This is a genomic window from Proteiniphilum sp. X52 (genome assembly GCF_003712195.1).
GTDB lineage: Bacteria > Bacteroidota > Bacteroidia > Bacteroidales > Dysgonomonadaceae > Proteiniphilum.
Genome location: NZ_RDSD01000029.1, coordinates 21,863 through 47,947, shown reverse-complemented (window position 1 = coordinate 47,947; position 26,085 = coordinate 21,863). Strand labels below are relative to the sequence as shown.

General features: G+C 44.8%; 24 protein-coding genes and 1 tRNA gene. 12 read left to right on the top strand and 13 right to left on the bottom strand.

From position 1 onward, the window contains the following. Nucleotides 1-341 precede the first annotated feature (341 nt). From D7D25_RS16135 to D7D25_RS16120, 4 genes are all read right to left on the bottom strand, one after another. Complete coding sequence (locus tag D7D25_RS16135; RefSeq protein ID WP_122969957.1) at nucleotides 342-1,487, bottom strand: FecR family protein; 1,146 nt, start codon at nucleotides 1,485-1,487, stop codon at nucleotides 342-344. Between the two features lie 263 nt (nucleotides 1,488-1,750). Further along, complete coding sequence (locus D7D25_RS16130) at nucleotides 1,751-2,314, bottom strand: RNA polymerase sigma factor (RefSeq protein ID WP_158602650.1); 564 nt, start codon at nucleotides 2,312-2,314, stop codon at nucleotides 1,751-1,753. A 13-nt stretch (nucleotides 2,315-2,327) separates the two neighbouring features. Then, nucleotides 2,328-2,840: a dihydrofolate reductase gene (locus tag D7D25_RS16125; protein WP_122969955.1), complete on the bottom strand. Its 513-nt coding sequence runs from the start codon at nucleotides 2,838-2,840 to the stop codon at nucleotides 2,328-2,330. Next, a complete protein-coding gene (locus D7D25_RS16120; protein WP_122969954.1) occupies nucleotides 2,837-3,631 on the bottom strand; it encodes a thymidylate synthase in 795 nt (264 codons plus the stop codon). Before D7D25_RS16120 ends, D7D25_RS16125 begins: the two co-directional genes overlap by 4 nt. A gap of 550 nt (nucleotides 3,632-4,181) precedes the next feature. Here D7D25_RS16120 and D7D25_RS16115 point away from each other — a divergent pair. From D7D25_RS16115 to D7D25_RS16105, 3 genes are all read left to right on the top strand, one after another. Beyond that, a complete protein-coding gene (locus D7D25_RS16115) occupies nucleotides 4,182-4,772 on the top strand; it encodes a DUF937 domain-containing protein (RefSeq protein WP_122969953.1) in 591 nt (196 codons plus the stop codon). Nucleotides 4,773-4,995: 223 nt separating this feature from the next. Continuing rightward, nucleotides 4,996-5,448, top strand: coding sequence for a hypothetical protein (locus D7D25_RS16110; RefSeq protein ID WP_148038964.1), 453 nt, complete (start codon nucleotides 4,996-4,998; stop codon nucleotides 5,446-5,448). 73 nt (nucleotides 5,449-5,521) lie between these two features. Further along, on the top strand, nucleotides 5,522-6,070 hold the full coding sequence (locus D7D25_RS16105) for a hypothetical protein (RefSeq protein WP_122969951.1): 549 nt from the start codon (nucleotides 5,522-5,524) through the stop codon (nucleotides 6,068-6,070). Nucleotides 6,071-6,428: 358 nt separating this feature from the next. On the opposite strand, the gene D7D25_RS16100 is transcribed toward D7D25_RS16105, so the two are convergent. The 8 genes from D7D25_RS16100 to D7D25_RS16065 form a co-directional block, all read right to left on the bottom strand. Beyond that, a complete protein-coding gene (locus D7D25_RS16100) occupies nucleotides 6,429-6,656 on the bottom strand; it encodes a hypothetical protein (RefSeq protein WP_148038963.1) in 228 nt (75 codons plus the stop codon). 148 nt (nucleotides 6,657-6,804) lie between these two features. Beyond that, entirely contained in the window at nucleotides 6,805-8,097 is a 1,293-nt protein-coding gene (locus D7D25_RS16095; RefSeq protein WP_122969949.1) for a folylpolyglutamate synthase/dihydrofolate synthase family protein, read from the bottom strand. A gap of 179 nt (nucleotides 8,098-8,276) precedes the next feature. Further along, the gene (locus D7D25_RS16090; RefSeq protein ID WP_370453865.1) at nucleotides 8,277-10,343 is read right to left on the bottom strand and encodes a dihydrofolate reductase; all 2,067 of its coding nucleotides are present in this window, start codon (nucleotides 10,341-10,343) and stop codon (nucleotides 8,277-8,279) included. A 445-nt stretch (nucleotides 10,344-10,788) separates the two neighbouring features. Continuing rightward, nucleotides 10,789-11,295: a 5-(carboxyamino)imidazole ribonucleotide mutase gene (gene purE, locus D7D25_RS16085; RefSeq protein ID WP_122969947.1), complete on the bottom strand. Its 507-nt coding sequence runs from the start codon at nucleotides 11,293-11,295 to the stop codon at nucleotides 10,789-10,791. Between the two features lie 116 nt (nucleotides 11,296-11,411). Continuing rightward, nucleotides 11,412-11,792, bottom strand: coding sequence for a glycine cleavage system protein GcvH (gcvH, locus tag D7D25_RS16080; protein WP_122969962.1), 381 nt, complete (start codon nucleotides 11,790-11,792; stop codon nucleotides 11,412-11,414). A 78-nt stretch (nucleotides 11,793-11,870) separates the two neighbouring features. After that, nucleotides 11,871-12,485: a hypothetical protein gene (locus tag D7D25_RS16075; RefSeq protein ID WP_122969946.1), complete on the bottom strand. Its 615-nt coding sequence runs from the start codon at nucleotides 12,483-12,485 to the stop codon at nucleotides 11,871-11,873. A gap of 27 nt (nucleotides 12,486-12,512) precedes the next feature. Continuing rightward, a complete protein-coding gene (rpoN, locus tag D7D25_RS16070) occupies nucleotides 12,513-13,958 on the bottom strand; it encodes an RNA polymerase factor sigma-54 (protein ID WP_122969945.1) in 1,446 nt (481 codons plus the stop codon). A 112-nt stretch (nucleotides 13,959-14,070) separates the two neighbouring features. Next, entirely contained in the window at nucleotides 14,071-14,388 is a 318-nt protein-coding gene (locus D7D25_RS16065; protein ID WP_122969944.1) for a hypothetical protein, read from the bottom strand. 574 nt (nucleotides 14,389-14,962) lie between these two features. On the opposite strand from D7D25_RS16065, the gene D7D25_RS16055 reads away from it, so the two are divergent. The 7 genes from D7D25_RS16055 to dacB all read left to right on the top strand — a co-directional run bounded on the left by D7D25_RS16055 (nucleotide 14,963) and on the right by dacB (nucleotide 21,900). Next, the gene (locus tag D7D25_RS16055; RefSeq protein ID WP_122969942.1) at nucleotides 14,963-15,520 is read left to right on the top strand and encodes a hypothetical protein; all 558 of its coding nucleotides are present in this window, start codon (nucleotides 14,963-14,965) and stop codon (nucleotides 15,518-15,520) included. A gap of 201 nt (nucleotides 15,521-15,721) precedes the next feature. Beyond that, the gene (gene miaA, locus D7D25_RS16050) at nucleotides 15,722-16,624 is read left to right on the top strand and encodes a tRNA (adenosine(37)-N6)-dimethylallyltransferase MiaA (protein WP_122969941.1); all 903 of its coding nucleotides are present in this window, start codon (nucleotides 15,722-15,724) and stop codon (nucleotides 16,622-16,624) included. A 143-nt stretch (nucleotides 16,625-16,767) separates the two neighbouring features. After that, nucleotides 16,768-16,841, top strand: a tRNA-Asn gene (locus D7D25_RS16045). A gap of 289 nt (nucleotides 16,842-17,130) precedes the next feature. Then, the gene (locus D7D25_RS16040) at nucleotides 17,131-18,087 is read left to right on the top strand and encodes an NAD(P)-dependent oxidoreductase (RefSeq protein WP_122969940.1); all 957 of its coding nucleotides are present in this window, start codon (nucleotides 17,131-17,133) and stop codon (nucleotides 18,085-18,087) included. 10 nt (nucleotides 18,088-18,097) lie between these two features. Beyond that, the gene (locus tag D7D25_RS16035) at nucleotides 18,098-19,324 is read left to right on the top strand and encodes a pitrilysin family protein (RefSeq protein WP_122969939.1); all 1,227 of its coding nucleotides are present in this window, start codon (nucleotides 18,098-18,100) and stop codon (nucleotides 19,322-19,324) included. A gap of 177 nt (nucleotides 19,325-19,501) precedes the next feature. Further along, nucleotides 19,502-20,128, top strand: a complete 627-nt coding sequence (locus tag D7D25_RS16030; protein ID WP_122969938.1) for a porin family protein — start codon at nucleotides 19,502-19,504, stop codon at nucleotides 20,126-20,128. A 338-nt stretch (nucleotides 20,129-20,466) separates the two neighbouring features. Further along, on the top strand, nucleotides 20,467-21,900 hold the full coding sequence (gene dacB / locus D7D25_RS16025) for a D-alanyl-D-alanine carboxypeptidase/D-alanyl-D-alanine-endopeptidase (RefSeq protein ID WP_158602649.1): 1,434 nt from the start codon (nucleotides 20,467-20,469) through the stop codon (nucleotides 21,898-21,900). Nucleotides 21,901-21,944: 44 nt separating this feature from the next. Here dacB and D7D25_RS16020 read toward each other — a convergent pair whose 3' ends face one another. Beyond that, the gene (locus D7D25_RS16020; protein ID WP_122969961.1) at nucleotides 21,945-22,643 is read right to left on the bottom strand and encodes a metal-dependent transcriptional regulator; all 699 of its coding nucleotides are present in this window, start codon (nucleotides 22,641-22,643) and stop codon (nucleotides 21,945-21,947) included. Nucleotides 22,644-22,766: 123 nt separating this feature from the next. On the opposite strand from D7D25_RS16020, the gene D7D25_RS16015 reads away from it, so the two are divergent. Continuing rightward, nucleotides 22,767-23,819: a metal-dependent transcriptional regulator gene (locus tag D7D25_RS16015; RefSeq protein WP_122969936.1), complete on the top strand. Its 1,053-nt coding sequence runs from the start codon at nucleotides 22,767-22,769 to the stop codon at nucleotides 23,817-23,819. After that, nucleotides 23,803-26,049: a ferrous iron transport protein B gene (gene feoB / locus D7D25_RS16010; RefSeq protein WP_221408020.1), complete on the top strand. Its 2,247-nt coding sequence runs from the start codon at nucleotides 23,803-23,805 to the stop codon at nucleotides 26,047-26,049. The genes D7D25_RS16015 and feoB overlap by 17 nt, the downstream gene beginning before the upstream one ends. Nucleotides 26,050-26,085: the final 36 nt, after the last annotated feature.

The following is a 26,085-nucleotide window of genomic DNA, read 5'->3' as shown; positions in this document are numbered from 1 at the left end:
TTTTTTTTCGTGGTAAATAGTTTACATTTATACTTTTCTTGCATACCTTTGTTTTGAATTATAATTTGTTACCAATAAATTAGATTCACTTCGTAGATTTTGCTATTGCTTGGCATGACCCCAACAAGTTTGGTCTCTGCTCTTGCTTAAGCGCAAAATTCACGCTCGGGTCGAATAATGCGGCAACATTATTCGACTTTTTTCATTTTTCATCTCTCATAGGCATAAAATATTTTTGAGTTGATATATTCATAAAAGTTAGATCCTTCCTTTGCTTGTGGTATAGGTAAAACTTGTTTTGCCTTTACTTATTCTACTTGATGAAATCATTGATTCTTTGGTTATTTATGGATGAAAATTGCTTTATCACTTTGTTTGTCATAGTGATAATAAGTCATTTTAGAAAAAGCTTCAAGCACATCGTTCAAGTTCTCCGAAAGGAATAGTTTTCCCGAACAACTCTGGTTATGCATATTCAAATCTGAAGCAAATTGAAACTCTATATTGTAGTATCTTCCTATTTTCTTCAATACCTCGTTGAGGGGCGACTTGTTAAATTGCATATAGCCCCTTGTCCAACCTATATAATCCGAGACATCCACCTCTTTTCGCATGATTTGTCCGTTTTCGATCTCTGCCATTTCATTGGGGTTTAATAATAGGGTGCTTTTTTTACTTTTCACCTCCACTGAACCATTGACCAAAACCACGGATTCCCTTCTATCCTCAGAATAGGAAGATACATTAAAGGAGGTGCCATGGACGGTGATTTGAGAATGTGGCGTGTGGATCACAAAGGGAGTGTTGTTTTGTTTTGCCACTTCAATGAAAATTTCTCCTTCCACATTGATTTCTCTTTTTTTGCCGGAAAATGTGGTGGGAAACTCCATTTTCGTACCGGAATTCAAATGTACTTTCGAGCCGTCTGCCAATATCATGGTCGATCTCTTTCCATAGGGAACCAGAAGCGTGTTTGTCCTGTTATCGTTTAAATTAATTTCTTGCTTTGTAAGGGGATTCCGGATCACTGCGCTGTGTTTCTTTTCAGACAGGTTCAGCGTGGAATTGTTATCTATTTCCAACACTTCGTTGCCGGTAAAAAGTTGAATATTGTTGTTACTCATCACTTCTCCGATGGAAGACATCCGGAGATCCGTCTCTTCGGGTTTTTCGCGGAATATAAAAAGGGTGGATATGATCATAAGGAGTAATACCGCAGCGGCAGAAGACGTGAGGATGATATTGGATTTGCGTTTCTTTTCTTTTTTAATCCTATTTTTTAATTTGAGCAGAACGGAAGTATCTTCTATTTGAAATGGATCTTGCTGGCTACGTATCGCGTCGAAAGTTTCAATGGCTTTATTGAACGCTTCCTTATATTCTTCGTTTTCCCTGATAAAACTATCCCAAAAGGAATTCAGTTCCCTTGTGGGGTGAATTCTCCAGTATACAAAAAGGTCGTCACACAAAAAATCCTTATAATCCATATTCAGGCTCTTTTATTATACTAAGGACTAAATAAAAGATAAAACAAGGACAAAATTAACCAATATTAACCATATGGGGGGGTTAAAAGATAGTAATAAACCGTCTCCCTTATCCATAATCCTGGTGGATGCATATTGAGGATAATGAATGAGCGGTCGTTACACAAAAAATTCATTTAGAGATATATCGATCACTTTTTCATTCAAAAATATCGAAAAAGACCAAAATATGGGTAATATTAATAAAAATTAACAGCTCAGGTCTAAATGAGAGGAAGTAGAAAAGTGAATATAGGATTCTTAAGTTGTTGACTTTCTCTCATTTTCTGTAGTGCCCTGTAAGTCGATTTTTTTACCGCTTCGGGAGTCATGTCGAGTAAGGCGGCTATCTCATCGAAAGAGAGGTTGAGCTGATAATGGTAGTAGATTATCTTTCTTTGTTTGGGAGGTAATGTTTTCAGCGATTGTTTGATCTTTCCTTCCAATTGTAATTCGGTTTCTTTTTCTATGATGCTTTCGATCACACTGTTCTCTCTTTCAACTATAATCTCATTATAATTTATATGGTTGATTTTAGTTTCCACATTATGGAGGTCGAATAACCGGTTTTTCAGACAGTGGAGCAGGTAGGATTCTATATTTCTGATATGGGACAATTGAGAACGGGAGGTGTATATCTTATAAAAGACATCCTGTATGGCATCTTTGCATGTCTCTTCGTCGAATCCGATTTTGAGGCCGTATGCCAAGAGTTCATTGAAATAGAAGCAATAGAGTTTCGAAAAAGCATTTTCGTCACCTTGCAAAAATTCTTGCCAACTGTCCACACACATTCTTTTACTACTCTCTTTTTGTATAGGTCAGAAACGAGTAATCATATTTGTGTTTTTCGTCCGCATCATGCGTTTGATTATGAATTAATTCCCATTCATCGGGATTGATTTCAGGGAAAAAAGTGTCGGCATCGTCGAACGTATGATGGATACGGGTAAGATAAAGCCTATCGGCCAGATGAAGGGATGAACGGTAAAGTTTTCCCCCACCGATAATAAAAACAGTCTCTTCACCTTTGCAGCGGGCCAGTGCTTCATCCACAGAACGGACAACAATGCATCCGGGGTAATTTTCCCTTTTATCGGAAGTAATCACTATATTCGTGCGGTTGGGAAGTGCCCCTTTGGGCAACGACTCATAGGTCTTTCTTCCCATGATGATACTGTGTTCGGTGGTAAGTTCCTTAAAATGTTTCAGATCGGCAGGAAGATGGCAAAGCAGTCCGCCATTGCGCCCGATACCATTTTGTTCATCGAGTGCGACGATAATGGCAATCTGTGGTTTGTTGTGGTTCATCATATACTGACAGCGCCTTTAATGTGTGGGTGTGGATCGTAATCTACCAGTTCGAAATCTTCAAATCGGAAACTGAAAATATCCTTGACATCAGGGTTGATCTTCATCTTTGGCAATGGTCGCGGTTCACGCGACAGTTGAAGATTCACCTGCTCAAGGTGGTTCAGATAGATATGGGCATCGCCGAAAGTGTGGATGAAATCTCCTTCCTGCAATCCGGTCACCTGCGCCATCATTTTCAGCAGCAGCGCATAGGACGCTATATTGAAAGGCACTCCCAGAAAGATATCGGCACTGCGCTGATAGAGTTGCAGGCTCAGTTTGCCATCGGCCACATAGAACTGGAAAAAGGCGTGGCAGGGAGGGAGGTTCATATTGGGGATGTCGGCCACATTCCACGAACTGACGATGATACGGCGCGAATCGGGATTGTCTTTAATGGTATTGACCACCTGCGATATCTGATCGATGTGACCGCCATTATAATCGGGCCATGAACGCCACTGATATCCGTAGATATGTCCCAGGTCGCCATTTTCGTCCGCCCATTCGTTCCAGATACGTACACCGTTTTCATTCAGATATTGTACATTGGTATCCCCGTTCAGGAACCAGAGTAGTTCGTGAATGATCGATTTCAGATGCAGTTTTTTTGTGGTGAGTACCGGAAATCCGTCGCTCATCCTATATCGACTCTGATGCCCGAAGATACTGATGGTACCGGTTCCTGTACGGTCTTCTTTTTTGACACCTTCATCAAGGACACGTTGTAATAAATCAAGATATTGTTTCATATTGTTGAACTTAGAACTTAGAACTTAGAACTTAGAACTTGGAACTGAGAACTTAGAACTTGGAACTTAGAACTTAGAACTTAGAACTTAGAACTTAGAACTTAGAACTTAGAACTTAGAACTTAGAACTTTGAACTTAGAACTTAGAACTTTGAACTTAGAACTTAGAACTTGGAACTTAGAACTGAGAACTTGGAACTTGGAACTTAGAACTGAGAACTTGGAACTTGGAACTGAGAACTGAGAACTGAGAACTGAGAACTTAGAACTTGGAACTGAGAACTTAGAACTGAGAACTGAGAACTTAGAACTTGGAACTGATTTTAGCCATTGTTCTTTTTATATTAAAAATTTATCATCCATAATAATGTGGATGGACAAAAATAACGCTTTTTTTTACAGTTGGCAATCCAATGTTGAAAAGTAATTGTAATTACTGCGATTCCAGTGTGTGGTTTTATTCCTCTTTACGCTAATTATAAGAACTCAACCGGGATAGAAATTGTTTAATTAGTATATATTTGGACTCTATTATTAATTACTCACGCAAATGGATCTATCAGAATTATTAAACAGCACGATGGGGCAATCGATCGTGAAAAGTGTTGCCGGTCAATTCGGCATGAATGAAAAAGAGGCGTCGGGAGTCGTCAATATGGCTGTACCGGCGATATTGGCCGGAATTACCAGAAATGCACAATCCAGCGATGGAGCGGAAAGCCTGAACAAAGCGCTCGAATCGAAACACGACGGTTCCCTCCTGAATAACCTTTCCGGCATATTGCAGGGCCGTACACAGGAATTGCAGCAGGATGGCAACGGGATACTGGGGCATGTGTTCGGGAACAACCTTCCCGCTGTAGAACAAGGCCTTTCACAAAAGACGGGTGTCAGTATGAGTAAGATAACTCCTTTGCTGGCTATGTTAGCGCCTATTGTGATGGCTTACCTTGGTAAAGAGAAACGCCAGGCCAATACCGGTGCCGGCGGTTTGGGCAATCTCCTGGGAGGCCTTTTGGGCGGCTCACAGCAGAACAGATCCGGCAGTGGAATTATGGATATGCTGGGCAGCGCGCTCGATAAGGATGGCGACGGCAATCCACTGAACGATATTCTCGGAGGATTTTTAGGAGGAAGATAATTTTGAGTACTAAAATTTTAGGATAAGTGCTTAAGAGTGTTAAAATCAGATGTTTATAGTGCAGGATTGAGCAACTTATTCAGTTTCCAGGTAGATATGTATATAGAGAGGGGAAAAGGAGTTAAACTTTTTTCCCTCTTTTACTGTTTTAAATTAAACGTAAGAGCTTTTTTCAAGTCTTTGCATATAAATAAGCTGTATGGGCTTCAAAATTCCGAATATTATGAAAAGAAAATTATTTTCCTCCCTATTTGCCGGTCTCCTATTTCTAGGCATTGGCTTTTTTGCCTCATCCTGTAGTGATAATAATGATGATATAATTGAAACGAAATGGGATATACAGGATTATGAAGTGAGGGCTTCGGACTGGAGTTGGAATCCTGCTTTCGAAAGATGGGAATCAGTACAACGAATGGATATCGATGAGTTTATCTACGAAAGAGGAGCAGTGATTGGTTATGTTTTTCTGGGTACGCAAAATCAAGATGAGGTGCAGACTCAACTTCCCTATACAAGGCGTGCTTATGTGGATGATGGCACTTTTTTTACTGAAACGCTGGGTTATGAATATAGCTTTTTGACCAACAAGGTAACGTTTTATATTGAACCAGCCGATGGCATTCAAGATCCAGTGGCAAGAGTAGGGTACGTATTCAGGCTTGTACTGATTTGGTGAGATTATATGCGTAATTTAAATAAAACACCTATTTTTGTGCCTAAGCTAGGCAACAGTAATTAAAAAAGTCTACATGAAAAATTTATTTAAAACAGCTATTGCATCATTGCTGTTTGCGGCCTTATTGATCGGAGGGTATTCCTGTTCCGATGATGGTCCTTATTATCCGGATGATTATCTGACTGAGGCACAAGTAAGGAGAATGATTGAAGAGGCATTAAGGCAGAATAACGAACAACTTGAATTTACGAAGTGGAAAATTGTAAATATCACAGTCGGGAATGGTCATTGGAGTTGGGACGATATTGCCAAACGTTATGAAGCGGTATATGAATTACTCGACCTAGAGGAATTTATTTATGAAAACGGTGCCGTGTTAGGATATGTTTTTATTGGGGAGAAGAATATAAATGAAGTACAAAAGTTACTTCCCTATGTGCAATCTTATGATGATGCGGATCCTCCCTATACCGAAACAATCAGTTTTGATGTACAATATAAAAAGGATGATGTAGAGAAGCCATCCGTTGCATTTTATATTCAGTCTTCAGACTTGTTCGGTAGTGAAGAATTGGCGGAATTTCTCCCTGCTTATAATTTTCGGCTCGTATTGATATGGTAATCACGCAAACAGTGGGAGTGCCTCCGCTACAATAAAAGAACTACCGCCGATGAAAATGAGATCGTTTTTATCGGCGTTTTCTTTCTCTCCAGTACAGGACAGCCAGCCTGAAAATGCTGAATAGGGATGAATGATGAGTTTTTTTGATTTTGAGAAATTGAGGATATGAGAACGAGTCAGTATTGTTTAATAAAGTCGGCGGCGGAAAGGATGGGAATACCTCTGAAAGGATGTAACTCCAGTAAATGATTATCGCCGCTAATGATGCATGAAGCATTAGCGGCGATGGCAAGTTCTAGGAATATGTTGTCCTTCGGGTTGCGTCATGCGGTAATTGTTTCTGTTGACGAAAAAATGCTCACTCTTCATCCCTGAGTATTTGTTGGAGAATTTCTTCCGTCAAGCCCCGTTCTTCCATTGTTTTTCCGACTTCGTCCAAAAACTGAAGGAATTCTTCGCGCGTATTCGACAGGTCCCTGGCAAGTTTCAGATTGATTTCCTGAGCTAACTGCGCTTTTCTGTGCTGGGAAGTAATACGCCATTTTTTCGCGGTTTCGCTGTCTACTTCCAATACGATTCGTTCCATATACATCAATGTTATAAGGATTGCACACTACATAATCAACAACAAAGATAATGAAAAGTTATAAACGATGTCGATGAGCTCTCCACTTTATAACCTTCGAATCTTTTCCCCGGACTCAATTCCCATTTTGGTAGAAGAAGGTAATCCTCTATGACTTTAAGAATAGCGGCAACGCGTCCGCCACCATAAAGGAACTACCGCCGATGAAAATGAGATCGTTTTTATCGGCATTTTCTTTTGCGGCTTCTATTGCTTCTTCTACGCTGCTGAAGCTTTCTCCCTTTAATCCACGGGCTTCGGCTTGCCGTGCCACTATTTTTTCATCCAAGGCACGCTCTACCGATGCTTTTGTAAAATAATAAATGGCTTTCTGAGGCAAGAGGGAAAGTACCGCATTGATATCCTTGTCGTTTGCCATACCGAACACAATATGAAGGCGATTGAAATTTTCTGATTGCAACTGTTCCGCCACATATCGTATGCCGTGAGCATTATGCGCGATGTCGCAGATGATCCTTGGTGAGGTTTGCAACTGCTGCCAGCGACCCATTAGTCCGGTAATCGCGGTTACGTTGGCAAATCCTTCGTACACCGCTTCCTTCGGTATATCATACCCTGTTTCGAGGAGAACTTCCACGGCTGTCAAGACCGTCCGGGCATTTTTATCCTGTGCCGGTCCTTTCAGTTCTCCCTTTACCTCCGGATATCCATTGGCATGAAAGAGCCACCCTGCCTCTTTTCTTTCCGCCTTAAAATTGTTCATATAGAGTTCTGCGAAGACAATAGGAGCATTTACCGACTGTGCTTTATCGATAAAAACCTGTGTTACTTCCGTATTGCCCGCTTCTCCAATCACCACAGGGGTATATGATTTTATAATCCCTGCTTTTTCAGCAGCGATCTTCGGCAACGTATTGCCTAATTGTTTCATATGATCGAAGCCGATATTGGTGATGACGCTAAGGTCGGGAGAGATGATATTGGTGCTGTCGAGCCGTCCGCCCAGACCGACCTCGATCACAGCTACATCCACCTCCCGTTGAGCAAAATAGAGGAAAGCCATCTCCATAGTCAACTCGAAGAACGAGGGCATTAACGGCTCAAACTGTTCCCTGTACTGCTCTACAAAATCCATCACGAACTCACGACTGATCATCTCTCCATTGACACGGATTCTTTCGCGGAAATCGATCAGATGGGGAGAAGTATATAATCCCACTTTGTAACCGGACTCCTGTAAGATAGCAGCCAACAGGTGTGAAACGGAGCCTTTTCCGTTGGTACCTCCCACATGGATGGTTTTATAACGTTGGTGGGGATGATCGAATATCTCATCTAATGCAAGGCTGTTGTCAAGCCCGGGCTTATAAGCCTTGTCGCCGATCCGCTGGTAGTCGGGCATCTGGCGGTAGAGGTAATCGAGTGTTTCGTCGTAAGTCATTGTTGGATGTTGGGCGTTGGATGTTGGGCGTTGGATGTTGGGCGTTGGATGTTGGATGTTGGATGTTGGATGTTGGATGTTGGGTGTTGGGTGTGGGAAAGTTGGCAAGGTGAGGAGTGAAATGAGGGTGGAACCAGATAAGTGATGCACCCTCATCGTATTGATCATTTCCTGCAGGATCAGTTTTTTAACGGTAATGCCGAATATTGTCTGGAGTAACGCAACTGCTGGTTCACATAGTTTTCGTCGTACGAAACGGTTACATTCGTTACCTTACCTTTGTCATCGGTTACGAGTTTATAAACCGGATTCACAAATCCCTTGTATGGAGCAATATTCAGCGCTTCATAGCGTACCAGCACCTCTTTGTGCAGATTCGCATTTACTTTCACGCCATATTTTTCCACTAAGTTCTTGCCTGCTTCGTAATCGCCTTCCGACTTGATACGCTGCACTTCGGCCAGTAACTCTCCAAAGAGGCTGCGCAGTTTGTCGTAATCGTTGATCACCACGTATGTTTTGCCGTCACGTTGCTGTAATTCCACTACCTTGTCAGCTTTTCCGTTTTCGATCACCCAGTTGGAGATCAATGCCCGGTTGCGCATATGCGCCTGCTCAATGTCTTTACCCGGTTGGATGCGGGTGAGCTGTGTCATGGCACCATTCATGACGTAGCCATAATACTCCGTTTTGTAAGCCTCGTTGTCCGGTAAAAGTCCCAGTTCTACTAATTTGGGGTCGGCAAGATAATAGAGCGCGAACAGGTCGGCCCTTGTCTCTTCCAGTGGTGAACCGTAGGCTTTGAGCGCGTCACCGTCCACCCCCGGAAGCAGTTTGCCTGATCCATGTCCAAGACATTCGTGCAGGTCGGTATGCAGGTTATCGGTCAGGGTGCCATATTTTTTGGCGCGTTCCCGTTCAGTATCGCTCCACATGAATTCTTCTCTGAATCCGTTCCCTTCGGCTGCTTTATCGTAAGCAAAGGTGATGTTATCGATGGTCACCGATTTGGATCCATGGTCGCGTCGGATCCAGTTGGAGTTAGGGAGGTTGATGCCGATGGGCGTTGCCGGATAACAATCGCCTCCCAGCATGGCGGCTGTGATTACCTTGGCCGATACCCCTTTCACCTCTTCTTTCTTAAAGCGGTTATCGATCGGTGAATTGTCCTCGAACCACTGGGCGTTTTCGCTGATGATCCGGGTACGCTCGGATGCCTCTTCGCTCTTGAAGTTGACCATGGACTCCCAGGTCGCTTTCATGCCGAGGGGGTCGGCATAGGTTTCGATAAAACCGTTGATAAAATCCACACGGGAAGCGGTGTCGGTCACCCATTTCACCGAATAGTCGTCGAAGGTTTTCAGATCCCCTGTTTGGTAATAGGAGATCAGCGAGTTGACCGCCTCTTTCTGCTGATGGTTCTCGGCGACGGCAGCCGCCTTCTCCAGCCATCCGATAATACGCTCGATGGCTTTGTCGTACATGCCGCCCCGTTTCCACACCTGTTCGGTAACAACGCCATCCTTTTTCACTACTTTGCTGTTCAGACCGTAAGAGACAGGCGTGTTGTCGTTAGGATCTTTCATCGCATTGTAGAACTCTTCCACTTCTTTCTGTGTCACCCCCTCGTAGAAGTTTACCGCCGAGGTTGCCACGATATCGGCGCCCGGGGTTTGGTTCATCCGTTTGGGCATGACATTCGGATCGAACATCACCGGGAGAATCTCGTTGAGTGTTTCATCGGCGGCCATCCCGTCACGAAAAGGCATACGCCCCGGATCCACCCCTTTTACGATAGAGACGAAGTAGTCCCGCGGGAATTCCGGTATAATTTTATCTTCAGAATAGTGATGGTGGATGCCGTTAGCCATCCATATCCGTTTCAGGTAGGTCTCGAAATGTTTCCAGTTCTCGGACGATTTGTCGCCCATGTAGTTCTCGTAAACTCCTTCGCAAACCCGTCGGATAGTCAAGTTGTAACGGTTGTGTTGATCCCAGAGGATATCGCGCCCTTCGAGCGCGGCCTGCGATAAATAATAAATCAGTTCTTTTTGTTGCAGCGACAGGCTGTTGAAGCCGGGAACCGGATATCGGAGTATTTCGATATCTGCGAACCGGTCTACCTTGTATTCGAAGGTAGCGTAGTCGATTCCGTCATCAGCCGGTATCTGCTTATCTGCTTTATTGCCGTTGTTACAGGCTGCCAGCAGAGTGAGGGTTGTAAACATAAAGAATATTCGTTTCATCTGTTTTTTAGTAAAGATTTTTAGAACCAAGAGCTTAGATGAATTACTGGTTATCAATTACCAAATACCAATTGCCAATTGCCAATTACCAATTACCAATTACTAATTAATCAATTACTAATTACCCATTATCCATTACATGGAAACTAAGAAACTGTTTTGAATTTTACGAGTAATTATTTTACGCTTGTTTTTCCACTCTTTCATATTGTTTTTTGCCCTTTTTCGCGCCTTTGAACTTTCATTTCTTTTAAGTGGCCCGCCACATTTCAATCAATGAAAATCCAAATTCATCAAAAAATGGCTAAAAAACAATGGATGAAAAAATTCAAAACAGCTTCTAAAAGTGAAAAAGTTGAAATTCTCCACTTTTTGGACTTTTTCACTTCCGACTTCTTCTTTAATTAGTCTTATTGGCATATTGACTCATTAGTCACATTATTAATCAGTTGGTTTTGAATTTGTAAGAAACGGAAGCCAATTCCTTGTTCGCCTTGGTGATCTTATTTTTCAGGCTTATTTTGTAGTCCGAGAGTTTTTTCTGTACCGACTCATCGCCTGTAGAGATCATCTGTAATGCCAGGATAGCCGCGTTCAACGCACCATTGATTCCCACGGTCGCTACCGGGATGCCGGGGGGCATTTGTACGATGGCGAGCAGTGCATCCATTCCGTCGAGAGACGATTTGATAGGTACGCCAATTACGGGAAGAGTAGTCATGGAGGCAATCACCCCCGGAAGATGTGCCGCCATACCGGCTGCCGCAATGATCACTTTGACACCTCTGTCCTTGGCGCCCTTGGCAAATTTTTCCACCTCTTCGGGAGTCCGATGTGCGGAAAGGGCGTTCATTTCGAACGGGATTTCCATGTCATTGAGGAACTGGGCTGCTTTTTCCATTATAGGCAGGTCGGAGGTGCTGCCCATAATAATACTTACGAATGGGTTCATTTTTATTTAAGCTATAAGAACCAAGAACCAAGAGCCAAGAATCAAGAAAATCCGGGATGCCGGGTATTCCATTGGCACATTGACACATTGGCACATTGGCACATTGGCCATTAATTTTACTTTCCAATAAATTCCTTGTATTCGGCAGCTGACATCAAATCCGCCAGCTCATCGGCATTATCGACTGCTATCCTGATGATCCATCCTTCACCGAAGGGGTCACTGTTCACTAACTCCGGAGCGTCTTCCAGTTTGGTATTCACTTCCAGGACTTCACCTCCGACGGGCATCATCAGGTCGGATACGGTCTTCACGGCTTCAATACTTCCGAAAACTTCTCCCGAACCCAAAGTTTCTCCTTCTGTGGTCACATCGACATAGACAATTTCACCCAATTCACCTTGCGCGAAATCGGTAATTCCAACGAACGCCTCGTTGCCTTCTACTCTTACCCATTCATGATCGGAAGAGTACTTTACATTTTCAGGGAAATTCATAATCATTATCATTTAAAAAAATATTTATGCGGTAAATATACTATTTAATTTTTTCATGTCAAAAAACAACCATTCTATTCAGGATTGAGCTCCTATCCATACAAAAACGAAGGAGAACAAAAAGCCCAATAAAAATCCCGCGATCACCTGTGCAAGGGTATGACGTTTGAGGATAAGCCTTGAGGTACCCACCAGTCCCGCGATAATGAACAAACCCATAAACATGAAATAGGGATTGGAATGCTCTACAAAATAGCTTACCGACATGGCGCCCCCAATAAGTCCGCCGATGCCGAACATATGCGCGCTGATCTTCCATTTCAGCGTGATGAGGATAGCCGCAATCATGATTGCCACTGAGGAGACCATGATCATCAAGAACCATAAAGGCATGCGCATCCTGTAATAGAAAAAGATCATCACAGAATAGGAGAGCAAGGTGACCATATAGGGGTAAATACGCTCGCGGCGTACTTTCAGCGAAAGGTCCGAAATAACTCTTATCTTGTAGAGCATGAAAATAAGAATGGCCGGGATCACAAATGAAAATAGGATCACCGGGGTAATGATCAACCAGAATTGCTGAAGATAAGTTACTCCAAAGTAGGTGTACACAAACAGGAGCATTACTCCATAGATGGGCATCAGCAGGGGTTGAAAGATTGTGGAAATGAGGCGTGCGATTGACTTCATCCTGTAACCAATTTTGAATCGGCAAAGTTATATCTTTTTTCTCAATCGTGCCACAGGAATATTCAATTGTTCACGATATTTGGCCACAGTCCGGCGCGCAATCACATATCCTTTTTCATTGAGTATTTTCGTGAGTTGATCGTCTGTGAGCGGTTTGACGGGATTTTCATTGTCGATACTTTCTTTGAGGATCCATTTAACCTCTCTTGAAGAGATATCTTCTCCGCTATTGGTCTGCATCGCCTCGGAGAAGAAAAATTTAAGGGGATAAATACCGGTATTGGTCTGCACATACTTGCTGTTGCTTACGCGGGAGACGGTTGAGATATCGAATCCTGTTCTTTCAGCCACATCTTTCAGGATCATGGGTTTGAGTTGGGTTTCATCTTCGGTAAGAAAAAAATCGTATTGTAGGCTTACGATCGCCTCCATGGTGCGCTGCAGGGTGTTCTGGCGCTGTTTCACCGCATCAATAAACCATTTGGCTGAGTCTACTTTCTGTTTCATAAAAAGGATAGCTTGTTTGTCGTCATGCGACATGCTCTCCTTGTTTTCGTTGTATCCCTTGAGCATTTCCGAGAAAGAGCGGTTCACCTGCAGGCTGGGAACATTACTGTTATTAAGTTGGATAGAGACCTCTCCATTATAAGAGTCCACAATAAAATCGGGAGTGATATTATTCATGGCGGTCTGCATTGTGCCGCCCAGCGCGTTGCCTGGCTTAGGGTTCAGTGAGGTGATTTCCCGGATGGCACCGCGTAGTTCGTCCTGCGTGATATTCATCTGCCGGATGATCTTATCGTAATGCTTTCGTGAAAACTCTTCAAAATAATGGGAGAGTATCTCTTTGGCATGTTCCACTGCCGGGGTGGATTCATGCCGATCCAGTTGAAGCAGAAGGCATTCCCGGAGATTCCTGGCTCCCACGCCCGCCGGTTCCAGATCCTGAATTTCATACAGCACATCTTCCATTTGCAGAGGAGATACCTCCATCTGTTGCTGAAACAACAGGTCGTCTGAGATCGATTGCAGGTCGCGTTGCAGATAACCATTCTCATCGAGATTTCCAATAATATACTCAGCGATCAATTGCCTTTGGTCATCGAGTTGCAATAATCCGATCTGTTCCTGTAGCGAGTCGCCAAGCGATTTGTCGTCGTAATAACTGATCTCGACAATGTTGGTCTCATTCTTCCGGTCGTTTCCGTTCAGTCGATAGTCCGGTATATCATCTTCAGAGGCATAGTCGCCAAGTATAATCTCTTCCTGGGACAAAACATCCTCCGGGGCCTCACTGTTCTCTTCGCCGCCAGGGGCGGAATCCGAGACTTCCAGGGCGGGATTGTCTTCTATCTCCTGTTTGATGCGGTCTTCCACCTCCACCGAGTTTAATTCCACCAGTTTTATCACCTGCATTTGCAGCGGTGAAAGACGTTGTGTTTGTTTTAGTTCCTGTTGTTGTTTCAGAGCCATAAACGCAGTTACATGTTATCATACTATCTCGTTTTCAGTCGCTTTTCCGAATATAGAAATAGTCCAAAGCATTTGAATAATCTAATGAAATTCAAGGCAAAGATAATGATTTCTATTCCATAAAACAATCGTCATAGCCTGCCTGGCAAGTAAGGGGCGCAAGGGCGTATGAGTCGTATTCATCATAAGCGGGGCCCGGTATTCCGTTGATCACGACAATTCTGTCGAGACGCACCCGATCGCCGTTCTCAAACTGGAGAAAATGACCCTCCCGGCCTTCATCATCTACCTTGATGATCTTTCCGCGCGACTCTTCCAATTCGGGCTCACTGGCAAAAGCAAAATAGATCACTCTTGCATCATTTTTTTCCATCTCCTGCTCAAAAAGTTCAAAATAGCCGGGATCGATGGGCATATATTTCGGTTTCATACGATTTTTTTATTTTTTATTTTTTATTTTCGCACCTCACCAAAACTCAAACAAGTTTGCTTTGGTTCCAATGAATTTAGTCGTTTTCTCGCTATGGCAGAGGAGAAGCTTGCTTCTTCCTCTGCTCATTTGGCTTAACGAAAAGGTTCGGTTTGTCGTGAGTTGAACTTCGTCATAACGAACCAATGACTCCATTATATCATACTTATAAAACAATTGCTTTTACATTAGGTTCATCCATGTGCCACATAGTATATTGGGTACGTTACATAATTACCTACAATGAATACATATGAAACCGGCCTGTTTAAAATAATCCTTACACACCCGAGGGGAATGAATATTTCCGTTAAGTTCAATGAGCAAAGGACAAACTTGTTTGGACTATGCCATAGCGAGGAATTGAAAATCGAGGCGCGAAGGCGACTCAAATATCTAACTTTAGTGAATATTTTGGACATCAAAGGTTCCACATGGCGAAATAAAACAATAAAACAATCCTGTGAAAAAATAAATCTTTTTATTACCTTTGAGATGTCTAATTAAAAACAATAATCAGCAAACGGAGATCACAATGATATTCAAATTTCTAATTCTGTCCGATGAAGTAGATAACTTCAAGAGAGAAATCAAAATCGATGCGGATGCCACGTTCCTGGATTTTTACAATGCAATTATGGGTTGCACGGGATTCAGTAGTAAAGAGATGGCGTCGTTCTTCCTTTGTGACGACAAATGGCGCAAGAAGCAAGAGATCACGCTGGTGGAGATGGACACCTATTCCGATGAGGATTCTTATATTATGGAAGAATGCATCCTGGGTGATTATCTGGAAGATGAAAAACAAAAGCTGATGTTTGTGTTCGATTATTTTAACGAACGCGCATTGTTTATTGAACTCTCGGAACTCATTCCCGGTAAAAATCTAAAATCCCCTGTCTGTACACTCTCAGTGGGTGAAGCTCCCAAGCAAATCGCAGACATAGAGGTGATGAAAGCGGAATCGGTGTCATTAGATATGGGGGAAACTTTTTATGGCGACGAAAGTTTTGAATTGGACGAATTGGATAGGGAGGGCTTTGATGGGTTAGACGACACTCCGGCGGAGCCGGACCCTAACGATTTATATTAATACAGTCGATCACACTATTATTGTTATTGGCTTCACGTTATTGAGTTAGGCTGTTATTCGCACTTCGTGCGTTATTCACTTCGCGTTATGAGTGCTGCGCATGTTGTTTGGCCTCGCCGTTATTCATTTGTCCCGCTTATGTTTAACAACCGAATGACAAACCAACAATTACTGGACAACAATTGAACAACAATCGAAACAATGAATACCCTCCTGGTGCTGCTTGGCCCCACAGGCGTAGGAAAAACTGAATGGAGCCTGCAAATAGCCGAAGCGTTAGGATCTCCTGTCTTATCGGCTGATTCGCGCCAGATCTACCGGGGAATGACCATCGGTACGGCAGCGCCTACAGAAGAGCAATTGCGGCGCATATCACACTACTTTGTAGGCACACTTTCCCCGGAAGATTACTACAGCGCCAGTGAATACGAGCAGGATGCGCTTTTGCTACTCCGGGAATTGCATGAACAATATCCGGTCGTGGTAATGACAGGAGGTTCCATGATGTATATCGATGCCGTATGCAAAGGAATTGACGATATTCCTACCATCGATGAAACCCTGCGCGGGGAGCTGCAGGATATTTACCGGAAAGAAGGGATCGATCCCATACGGCGGCAATTGAAGATCCTTGATCCCGTTTTTTATAATGAGGTGGATTTAAAAAATCCCAAGCGAGTGATCCATGCTTTGGAGGTGTGCCTGATGGCCGGAAAGCCTTACTCATCGCTTCGCACCAATCCTCAGAAAGAACGTCCGTTCCGGATTGTAAAGATCGGTTTTACCCGTGATCGTGAGGAATTGTATGAGCGTATCAACCGGCGGGTGGATTGTATGATTGGAGAAGGGTTGATCGAGGAGGCGAGAGCTTTCTATCCGCAACGTCACCTGAACTCACTCAATACAGTGGGATATAAAGAACTTTTCGACTGTTTCGATGGAAAATGTAGCCTTGAGTTTGCCATAGAAAAAATCAAACAGCACACTCGTAACTATGCCCGAAAACAACTCAGTTGGTTTAAGAAAGACAAGGAAACGATCTGGATTGACCTTTCCGATGGGGATGAAGACGTAATGAAAAGAGTAATGCTATCTGTTTCTTAGTCACCTTTGCTGTTGCATACAGATTAAGATGACAGCCAGTGGTTCTTTTGTCACAAAAGCCTGCACTTAATTTTTTTCCGTGAGTTATTGGTTTATTCGGAAAATTATACTACTTTTGCATCGCTTTTCGGCAGAGAGAATATTCTTCCTTAGCTCAGTTGGTTAGAGCATCTGACTGTTAATCAGAGGGTCCTTGGTTCAAGTCCAAGAGGAAGAGCGGAAAACGGGTCGAAAGGCTCGTTTTTTTTGTTATAATTAATTGATTGACAATTGATAATTTGTAGTTGATAATTTGTAATTGATAATTTGTAATTGATAATTCGTAATTCGTAATTCGTAATTTGTAATTTGTAATTTGTAATTTGTAATTTGTAATTTGTAATTTGTAATTTGTAATTTGTAATTTGTAATTTGTAATTTGTAATTTGTAATTTGTAATTTGTAATTTGTAATTCGTAATTCGTAATTCGTAATTTGTAATTTGTAATTCGTAATCCGTGATTCTTATGAGAAAAGTATTGATTGCATATCGGCTGAAACCTGAAGGGTTGAAGGCCCTGGAAGGAAAATATGATATCACACTTCCTGTGGATAAATCCTATTTTACCAAAGAAGAGGTACTGGAAATGATCCCTGACTATGAGGTGCTTGTCCCCAACTTCAGTTTTTATACTGATAAGCAGATCATGGATAGGGCAAAAAAATTAGAGTTGATCTCCAATTACGGTGTGGGATTCAACAATATCGATGTGGATTACGCTACCAGAAAAGGAATTGCGGTCACCAATATACCCAACAGCACGCGTGAGCCTACGGCTGAGTTCGCTTTTGCGCTTCTGCTGGCAGCCGGCCGTCGTATAGGTTATTATGATCGTAAATTGCGCGCACCCGAAGGAGTAAGCTGGGGTGTTTATGCCGAGAGCGGCATGCGGGTATATGGAAAAACGTTGGGTATTATTGGTATGGGACGTATCGGACAATCATTGGCGCGTCGTGCCGTGGCATCGGGTATGGAAATCATTTATCATAACAGGAATCGATTGGATGAAACCATCGAACAACAATATAACGCCCGGTATGTGGCATTTGAGGAGCTGTTGAAAACGGCCGATTATATCTCGTTGAACGCGCCATATACGCCTCAAACGCACCATATGATAGGTGAAGAACAATTGAAGATGATGAAATCCACCGCCGTATTTATCAATACGGCCCGTGGCAGCATGGTGGATGAGAAAGCCCTGGCAAAAGCGCTGAGAGAAAATACGATCTGGGCAGCCGGATTGGATGTGTACGAGAATGAGCCGCGTATATTACCGGAATTGCTGGAACTCGATAATGTCGTGCTTGCTCCCCACGCCGCCACCAAAACCATAGAGGATCGTATCAATATGTCGATCGAGATGACACAGAACATTGTGGGATTTTATGAAGGTACCTATTCCGTATCACGGGTGAATTGATTTTTTTGTGATGACACATACACACACTTTATCGAATGGTCTACGCCTCATTCACCGTTCTTTTCCATCCGAGATATCCTATTGCGGGATTGCCGTGAACAGTGGAACCCGGGATGAATTTCCTGCTGAGCAGGGTATGGCTCATTTTGTGGAACACATGCTGTTCAAAGGTACGGAGAAGCGCAGGGCACATCATGTTGTCGATCGGATGGAGAATATAGGAGGAGAGCTGAATGCGTACACTTCCAAGGAGGAGACGTTTGTCTATGCCGCATTTCCGGAAGAATATTTATCCCGTACCATGGAACTGTTGAATGATATTGTTTTTCACTCCCGGTTTTCCGACCGGCAGATCGACAGGGAACGGGAAGTGATCATCGATGAAATTCTTTCTTATGAAGACTCTCCTTCGGAGCAGATATATGATGATTTTGAGAATCTGGTGTTTGCCGGCCATGATTTGGGGCACTATATACTCGGTGATCCTGAGACACTGCGATCATTCAACAGCGGGAACATGAAGCGTTTCGTTGAGAGGCAGTATCGTCCGGATAATATGGTCTTTTTTTCTTTCGGGAAAACCTCTTTTTCAAAAGTCGCGCGGCTGGCCGAAAAGTATTTTTCATCTGCATCTAACCCGACGAATGGGGCATTGCCACTTAAGCAGCGTATATCTCCGGCTATTCTGGTTCCCGAAAAGACGGAGATGCAAAAAGAGACATCCCAGTCGCATGTGGTGATGGGATGGCCCACATTCAATATGCATCATCCGGATAAATATGTATTGTATATGATCAATCATATGCTGGGTGGAGGAAGCCTCAACAGCCGGCTCAATGTCTCCCTCAGGGAAAAGCGCGGATTGGTCTATCATGTGGAGTCAAACCTGACATTGTACTCCGATACCGGCCTGTTCACCATCTACTTTGCGTCTGATCCGAAATTCAGGGAAAGATGCCTGAGACTTATCCACAAAGAAATTGAGAAAATCATACAGACTGAGTTGACTCCCACACAATTAATGCGGGCCAAACGGCAGTGGAAGGGGCAGATGGGTATTGCCGCGGAAAATCATGAAAACAATACGTTGGCAATGGGAAAAGCTTTTCTGCATTTTAACTGCTACATCCCGTTGAACGAGGTCTATGCCCGGATTGACGGCATCACACATCAGGAAATCAAAAAAGTAGCCAACGAAATATTCTCCACATCCCCTTTTCAGTTGAGTTATGTGTGACCTGCCGGATAGGTATTTGTGGAATTTTACCCTTTGATACAATAATCCGATAAAACAATATTCGGCTGCCAGGTGTTGTATATGTAGTTTTTAAACTATTTCCGGAAGAAATAGTCAGAACAAAAATGAAGACATGATCTTCAAACAAACTGGATTTTTAACTAAAAGAATGAAATTATGAGAAAAGTGAAATTTTCGCTGATCGCGGCGATGCTTATCATGGTAACGGCAGCAAGTGCCCAGGTAAACCTTGGAATAAAGGGAGGTGTGAACATGTCGAACTTCTATGGTGACGAACTGAACGACAAAAATGCAAAGATCGGGTTCCATATAGGTTTGGCGGCCGACTATGAGTTTATGTACAACAGTGCTATCCAAACGGGGCTGTTCTTCACTACCAAAGGTGCAAAATACCAAGGTTCCCTCGGATCGGTATCCGGTGAAATTTCGGTCAACCCGATGTACCTTCAATTGCCCGTTCATTATGCGTATAAACTGGATGTTTCACCCGGAACGCGCATTGTTTTTCACGCAGGTCCCTATGCAGCCTATGGAGTAGGGGGGAAAACGAAATTCAAAGTGTCTGCGGGAAGTGGTTCTGCCGAACGTGACGGGGAAAACGTGTTCGGAAAAGACAAGTTGCTCAAACCCTTTGATGCCGGCTTAGGCCTTGGTGTGGGCGCCGAATTCGGCCAGATACTATTTGATCTGGGCTGGGATATGGGATTGGTCAATATCTCCAATGTTTCGAACGGGAATATCAAAAACCAAAACGCCTACCTCTCTGTAGGATATAAATTCTGATCATAGGATAAGTCCAATAATGATTATAAAACGGGATGGCTCTCTAAACGGGGTCATCCTTTTTTATGTGTTTCATTGAATTATTTATATATTTGCAGTTGAGGTGTATGAAATGGGGGCTTATGAAGGCCCTATCTGTGGAATAGAAGATGAACCTCCGTGGAAGTAAATGGATATCCGAGAAAGGTAAATTGAAAAATGAAACCGGGGAATCCGGTCATTCCGGTCAAAATCAGTTTAATCCATCTGTCTGAATAATCAATTGAAAATTAGCATATTAAAAAAGAATAATAATATTAACCAATTCGTATTCCGCACTTATGACAAAATATTTCCTTTTGCTCATTCTGATTTTAGGAACAGGGTTTGTGTACTCACAAACCGCATTGCAGCGTTTTATCAACCATCCGGCACTGAAGCACGCTTCGGTAGGAGTGTCTGTCGTGGAACTGGAAAGTGAGAAAAGTATTGTTGGGCATGATGCCGAAAAATCACTTACGCCCGCATCCACATTAAAACTGCTTACTACAGCCACGGCTTTGGAAACGTTGGGGGATAATTATCGTTATAAGACAGAGGTGGCAATCGATGCCAATGATCCGTCGCGTATCCTGGTGTTTGGCTCAGGCGATCCCACACTGGGCAGTGATGTCTTCGGGGAAAACCGGAACGCTTTTTTTATCAATTGTGCCGACGCGCTTGGCAAGTCGCTTCCAAAAGAGAGGAACTATTCTGTTTTCGTGGTGGATAACCTGTTCGGGTATGACGGAGTTGCGCCCGGATGGACATGGATAGATATGGGGAATTATTATGCGGCAGGCGCTTATGGTATCAGTGTTTTTGACAATAGCTATCGTTTGTTTTTTAATACCACCGACAGAAACGGTTGTCCCCGCATCCTGCGTACAGAGCCGGAAATTAAAGGATTGACTTTCCGGAACTCGCTTTCGTTGAACAGTAGCGGACAAGATAACGGATATATCTATGGAGCACCTTTTTCTTACGAGAGGGAGGTGAGAGGGAATATCCCGGCCGGTAGGACGGAATTCAGCATCAAGGGTGATATCCCTGATCCCGGGTTGTTGCTGGGAGAAATGCTGGCTGATTATCTTTCCCGGATCGGTTTTCAGATTGAAAAAGTGGAAACTGCCCGTAATGATTACCTTTCGGCAATTTGTGCCACAGACCGGAAGTCAGCTTCCTATCGTGTCGGGAAAGTGATATTTACACAAGTGTCGCGTCCCATGAAGGATATTATCCGGGAGATAAATGTGGAAAGTAACAATCACTTTTCGGAGCACCTTATCCGTACCATGGGGCGTTATAGTAAAGGGGACATATACATTGATCCGTTAGAGGCCGGAATCGAATATGCGAAAGGGTTCTGGAAAGAGAGAGGGATTTCAACTTCCTCATTGCAGATGTTTGACGGTTGTGGACTGGCTCCGCAAAACGCAGTAAGCGCGCAATTCCTGACCGACCTGTTGGTATACATGTACAAAAGAGGCAGTCATTCCTCAGTATTCTTCAACTCGCTGCCGAAGGCGGGGCAGGAGGGTACGCTCCAATATTTCCTGCGTAGTACAAAACTGAGCGGTAAGGTTGTCGCCAAGAGCGGAAGCATCGGAGGTGTCCAATGTTTTGCCGGTTATCTGATCGACGGCAGTAAGAAATACGCATTTGCCGTGATGGTAAATAAATTCAACGGCACGCGCCCCCAGGTCAGAGGAGCCATCGAGCAGTTTTTATTATCGGTAGATCACAATATTTGAAACCCAATTACCCATTCATCCTGCTTTATTCTACCTGGCTGATGTCATCGCGTCCGGGCCTCCCCGGGGAGTGGGATGTCCCTGCTTGATGCCGCTTCTACCAGAAGCATGTCGCAAACCTCTTTGCTCAATGTGGCCCTGGCCCCCTCATTGTATCGAATGCTGATGCTTTTGTCGAAAGGCTCAATGTTCTCGATGATGAAGGTGGTGTGCAAGGATATTCTTTTTTCGTTGAGATAGTTCAATAAATCTCTATCGTCGCTATGCAATCTCCTGAGAATGACAACGGAGCCATTCCTCGCGTCCGACAATCGCATATATTTTTTAGGGGTGATGATCCCGTTTTGATTCGGAATAGGCGAACCGTGAGGGTCTGAGGAGGGGTTGCCCAGCATTTCATCCATTCGCTCAAAAAATATTTCCGAATTCACATGTTCTATTTGTTCAGCAATATCGTGGACCTCTTCCCAACCAAAATTCATTTTATTCACCAGGAACATTTCAACAATCCGGTGTTTGCGCACGATAAGCGCGGCCTCTCTCTTCCCTTTGTCGGTCAACGTTACAGGCTGGTATTTCTCGTAAATAACCCACCCGCCATGGTGAAGCTTCTTTACCATGCTGTTGACCGTAGGGATACTTACTCGTAAGCGTCGGCCAAGTTCCGACAAAGAAATGATGCCCATTTCCTCATCGATCATATACATGTTTTTTAAGTAATCTTCTTTTGTTTGAAAAGCCATAGCCTGTTTTTCGTGCAAAGATAAAGAATATTCTTTTATTTTTTTGTTAGATTGGTCTAAATATATATCTTTGCATAGTCTAAATCGGGGTTGGGTCGCATAACGAATTATAACAAACATCGTATGGGGAATTTTTTACATGCCCTCGTTTGGGTATCGATTTTTGCTTTGCTTGTAGTTTTCCTGTCTTGGGTGCTTTGGCCCGAGAAAGGGTTGCTGGCAAAATTAAAAAAGATGGGTGCCCATAGGCAACGCGTGTTGCTGGAAGACGCCCTAAAGTATTTATACGATTGCGAATACAAAGGCGCGGCATTCAAACCGGAAAACCTTTTGCACAATTTGGACTTGTCGCAAGAACAATGGAACCGTCTTTCAAGGCGCCTTCAGTCGCTGGAGCTGGTCTCCTCGGAAAACGGCACCTATATGCTGACCGAGGCGGGACGCTCTTACGCCTTGCGCGTCATCCGGAGGCACCGCCTCTGGGAGCGTTACCTCGCCGATGAAACCGGGTTGCCCCATACCGAATGGCATACCCAAGCCGATTATCTGGAGCACACCCTGTCGGGCGAAGATATTGACAAGCTTGCTGCCCGAATCGGTAATCCGGCTTTTGACCCGCACGGTGATCCCATTCCCACCGCCTCGGGGGAGCTCCCCACCCATAAAGGGAAACCGTTGAGCGGGTTGAAGGAGGGTGATGTGGCACGTATCATCCATATAGAGGATGAACCGGTGGAGATTTATCGGCAACTTGCCATGAAGGGGCTCTACCCCGGATTGCAAGTCCATGTGTTGAAATCGGATGAAGAGGGGATAACATTCGCCGCCGACGGCGAAGAGCGGACACTGATCCCCCCATTCGCAAGGCAAGTCACGGTGGAGACGGTGGCGGCTGAAAAGGTCGCTTGTCTCAAACCGGAACGGCTCTCGTCGCTCAAGATTGGGGAAAAAGCCGAAGTTGTGGGAATTTCACCCCATTTGCAAGGGCCACAGCGTCGCCGATTGATGGATTTGGGCATTGTTCCCGGACAGCGGATTTCCGCCATCATCCAAAGCGCGTCGGGCGACCCGGTCGGTTATCGCATCATGGGCACCACCATCGGGATTCGAAGGAACCAGTCGGATCAGATTTTCATCGGCAACAAAGAAAAGGAGTATTATGGACATACAGAATAATTGCGCGGCCTGCCCGCTATACCACAAGGAAAACCTGATGCGTTTGGGGGTGGACCTGGAAAATACCGATTACGTCATTACCCTGGCCGGAAACCCCAATACGGGAAAAAGCACGGTCTTCAACAACCTCACGGGATTGAGGCAGCATACGGGCAACTGGCCGGGCAAGACGGTCACCCGTGCTGAAGGAGCCTATTCCTATGGCGGGAAACGATATAAAGTGGTTGACTTGCCGGGAACCTATTCATTACTTTCCACGAGTGTGGATGAAGAGGTGGCCCGTGACTTCATACTGTTTGGCCGACCCGATGTTACGGTTATCGTCGCTGACGCGACCCGCCTGGAACGCAATTTGAACTTGGCCCTCCAGATCCTTGAAATAACCGATCGGGCCATACTCTGCCTTAACTTGATGGACGAGGCCCGGCGAAATCATGTCGAAATAAATGCGCGCGCGCTCTCCCGCGAGCTGGGTATTCCGGTCATCGCCGCCTCGGCGCGGAGCAAGCAAGGGATGGACGAGTTGCTGGCTGCCATTGAAGAGGTGGCCTCAGGGAAATATGTCTGCCGGCCCCGCCGGACAAAAAAACAGCCGCCCACTTTGAAACAGGCAATCTCGGTGGTTGCCGAAAAGATAAACGGGGTTTTCCCTGATCTTCCCAATGTGGGTTGGGTCGCTTTGCGGCTACTCGAAGGCGACCAGAGCATTATCGACGCCATTCGCTCGGGTGACCTGGGCCTGTTGAAGCAAGACTTGCCTTCTACCCTTCCGGACAACGCGGATAGTCCCCAGGCCAAACTGCCGGCAGAGAAAGAGCGGGAGGAGATATTGTCCGCGGCAAACGCCGAGCGTTGGAATCTGGGGCTCAACTTCCACGATGCCGTCGTCGAAACCATTTACTCGGAAGCATCGGCGGTTGCCCGGAAAACAGTTTCCACCTCGGGGAGCGGCCCTTACAGCCTCGATCTGAAGATCGATAAAATCGTGACGAGCAGGTGGTTGGGCTTTCCCATCATGTTCCTGCTGCTGGCCGGTGTTTTCTGGATAACCGTCTCGGGCGCCAATTACCCTTCGGGTTTGTTGTTTTCCCTGTTGGTCGACAAGTTGCATCCTTTATTGAAGGAATTGTCCGTCTCGGCCCATTTTCCATGGTGGCTGAGCGGCGTCTTAATTGACGGGGCCTATCTGTCGATGGCATGGGTGATATCTGTCATGCTTCCGCCAATGGCTATCTTCTTCCCCCTTTTCACGCTGCTGGAAGATTTCGGATACCTTCCCCGGGTGGCCTTCAACATGGATAATCTCTTCCGCAAAGCGGGAGCGCACGGCAAACAAGCGCTTACCATGAGCATGGGGTTCGGATGCAACGCTGCCGGGGTGGTGGCGGCGCGGGTCATCGACAGCCCCAGGGAGCGTCTCATCGCCATTATCACCAATAATTTTTCGCTGTGCAACGGACGGTGGCCCACCCAAATCCTGGTGGCCACCATCTTTATCGGGGCACTCGTGCCGGCCGGCGTGGCCGGAATTGTTTCCGCCGGCGCGGTTGTCGCTGTCGCCTTGTTGGGTATCTTCCTGAGCCTTGTCGTTTCGTGGGGACTGAGTAAAACCGTGCTGAAAGGGGAAGCTTCCACATTCAGCCTGGAACTGCCCCCGTATCGTCCTCCACGGATATGGCAAACATTGTATACTTCGCTCATCGACCGGACCATTTTCGTGTTGTGGCGGGCCATTATTTTTGCTATTCCCGCCGGGATGATCATCTGGTTGGTGGGCAATGTTGAAATGGAGGGGATGAGTCTGGCCGAATATTTCATCGACTGGTCAAACCCATTCGCGTTGGTTTTCGGTTTAAATGGCGTTATCCTGCTGGCTTATATCATTGCCATCCCGGCCAATGAAATTGTGATTCCCACCATACTGATGCTCACGGTGCTGATGACCGGCATGCCGGATGTGGGAGAGGGCGCCGGAGTGATGTTCGATGCCGCTTCCATCAACCAGACCCGGGATATTTTACATGCCGGGGGCTGGACAACACTGACAGCTGTCAATCTCATGCTGTTCAGTCTACTCCACAATCCCTGCTCCACCACCATTTTCACGATTTATAAGGAGACCAGGAGTTGGAAATGGACGATGTTTTCCACTTTCCTGCCTTTGGTGATGGGGTTCGCGGTTTGCTTCCTGACCACTCTCTGCTGGTCTTTGGCGCGCCAAGTTATTTGAATTTCCCCGCCCTGTCATGGTTGACGGGCTCTCCGA

What these genes read in the sequence shown, in the direction of transcription:
- D7D25_RS16035 (WP_122969939.1), top strand. Translation starts at nt 18,098, where the DNA reads ATGACACATACACACACTTTATCGAATGGTCTACGCCTCATTCACCGT.
- gcvH (WP_122969962.1), bottom strand. Translation starts at nt 11,792, where the DNA reads ATGAATTTCCCTGAAAATGTAAAGTACTCTTCCGATCATGAATGGGTA.
- D7D25_RS16040 (WP_122969940.1), top strand. Translation starts at nt 17,131, where the DNA reads ATGAGAAAAGTATTGATTGCATATCGGCTGAAACCTGAAGGGTTGAAG.
- feoB (WP_221408020.1), top strand. Translation starts at nt 23,803, where the DNA reads ATGGACATACAGAATAATTGCGCGGCCTGCCCGCTATACCACAAGGAA.
- purE (WP_122969947.1), bottom strand. Translation starts at nt 11,295, where the DNA reads ATGAACCCATTCGTAAGTATTATTATGGGCAGCACCTCCGACCTGCCT.
- D7D25_RS16090 (WP_370453865.1), bottom strand. Translation starts at nt 10,343, where the DNA reads ATGAAACGAATATTCTTTATGTTTACAACCCTCACTCTGCTGGCAGCC.
- D7D25_RS16095 (WP_122969949.1), bottom strand. Translation starts at nt 8,097, where the DNA reads ATGACTTACGACGAAACACTCGATTACCTCTACCGCCAGATGCCCGAC.
- D7D25_RS16065 (WP_122969944.1), bottom strand. Translation starts at nt 14,388, where the DNA reads ATGAAACCGAAATATATGCCCATCGATCCCGGCTATTTTGAACTTTTT.
- D7D25_RS16030 (WP_122969938.1), top strand. Translation starts at nt 19,502, where the DNA reads ATGAGAAAAGTGAAATTTTCGCTGATCGCGGCGATGCTTATCATGGTA.
- D7D25_RS16120 (WP_122969954.1), bottom strand. Translation starts at nt 3,631, where the DNA reads ATGAAACAATATCTTGATTTATTACAACGTGTCCTTGATGAAGGTGTC.
- D7D25_RS16075 (WP_122969946.1), bottom strand. Translation starts at nt 12,485, where the DNA reads ATGAAGTCAATCGCACGCCTCATTTCCACAATCTTTCAACCCCTGCTG.
- D7D25_RS16055 (WP_122969942.1), top strand. Translation starts at nt 14,963, where the DNA reads ATGATATTCAAATTTCTAATTCTGTCCGATGAAGTAGATAACTTCAAG.
- D7D25_RS16015 (WP_122969936.1), top strand. Translation starts at nt 22,767, where the DNA reads ATGGGGAATTTTTTACATGCCCTCGTTTGGGTATCGATTTTTGCTTTG.
- rpoN (WP_122969945.1), bottom strand. Translation starts at nt 13,958, where the DNA reads ATGGCTCTGAAACAACAACAGGAACTAAAACAAACACAACGTCTTTCA.
- D7D25_RS16100 (WP_148038963.1), bottom strand. Translation starts at nt 6,656, where the DNA reads ATGGAACGAATCGTATTGGAAGTAGACAGCGAAACCGCGAAAAAATGG.
- D7D25_RS16105 (WP_122969951.1), top strand. Translation starts at nt 5,522, where the DNA reads ATGAAAAATTTATTTAAAACAGCTATTGCATCATTGCTGTTTGCGGCC.
- D7D25_RS16110 (WP_148038964.1), top strand. Translation starts at nt 4,996, where the DNA reads ATGAAAAGAAAATTATTTTCCTCCCTATTTGCCGGTCTCCTATTTCTA.
- D7D25_RS16135 (WP_122969957.1), bottom strand. Translation starts at nt 1,487, where the DNA reads ATGGATTATAAGGATTTTTTGTGTGACGACCTTTTTGTATACTGGAGA.
- D7D25_RS16020 (WP_122969961.1), bottom strand. Translation starts at nt 22,643, where the DNA reads ATGGCTTTTCAAACAAAAGAAGATTACTTAAAAAACATGTATATGATC.
- D7D25_RS16115 (WP_122969953.1), top strand. Translation starts at nt 4,182, where the DNA reads ATGGATCTATCAGAATTATTAAACAGCACGATGGGGCAATCGATCGTG.
- miaA (WP_122969941.1), top strand. Translation starts at nt 15,722, where the DNA reads ATGAATACCCTCCTGGTGCTGCTTGGCCCCACAGGCGTAGGAAAAACT.
- D7D25_RS16125 (WP_122969955.1), bottom strand. Translation starts at nt 2,840, where the DNA reads ATGATGAACCACAACAAACCACAGATTGCCATTATCGTCGCACTCGAT.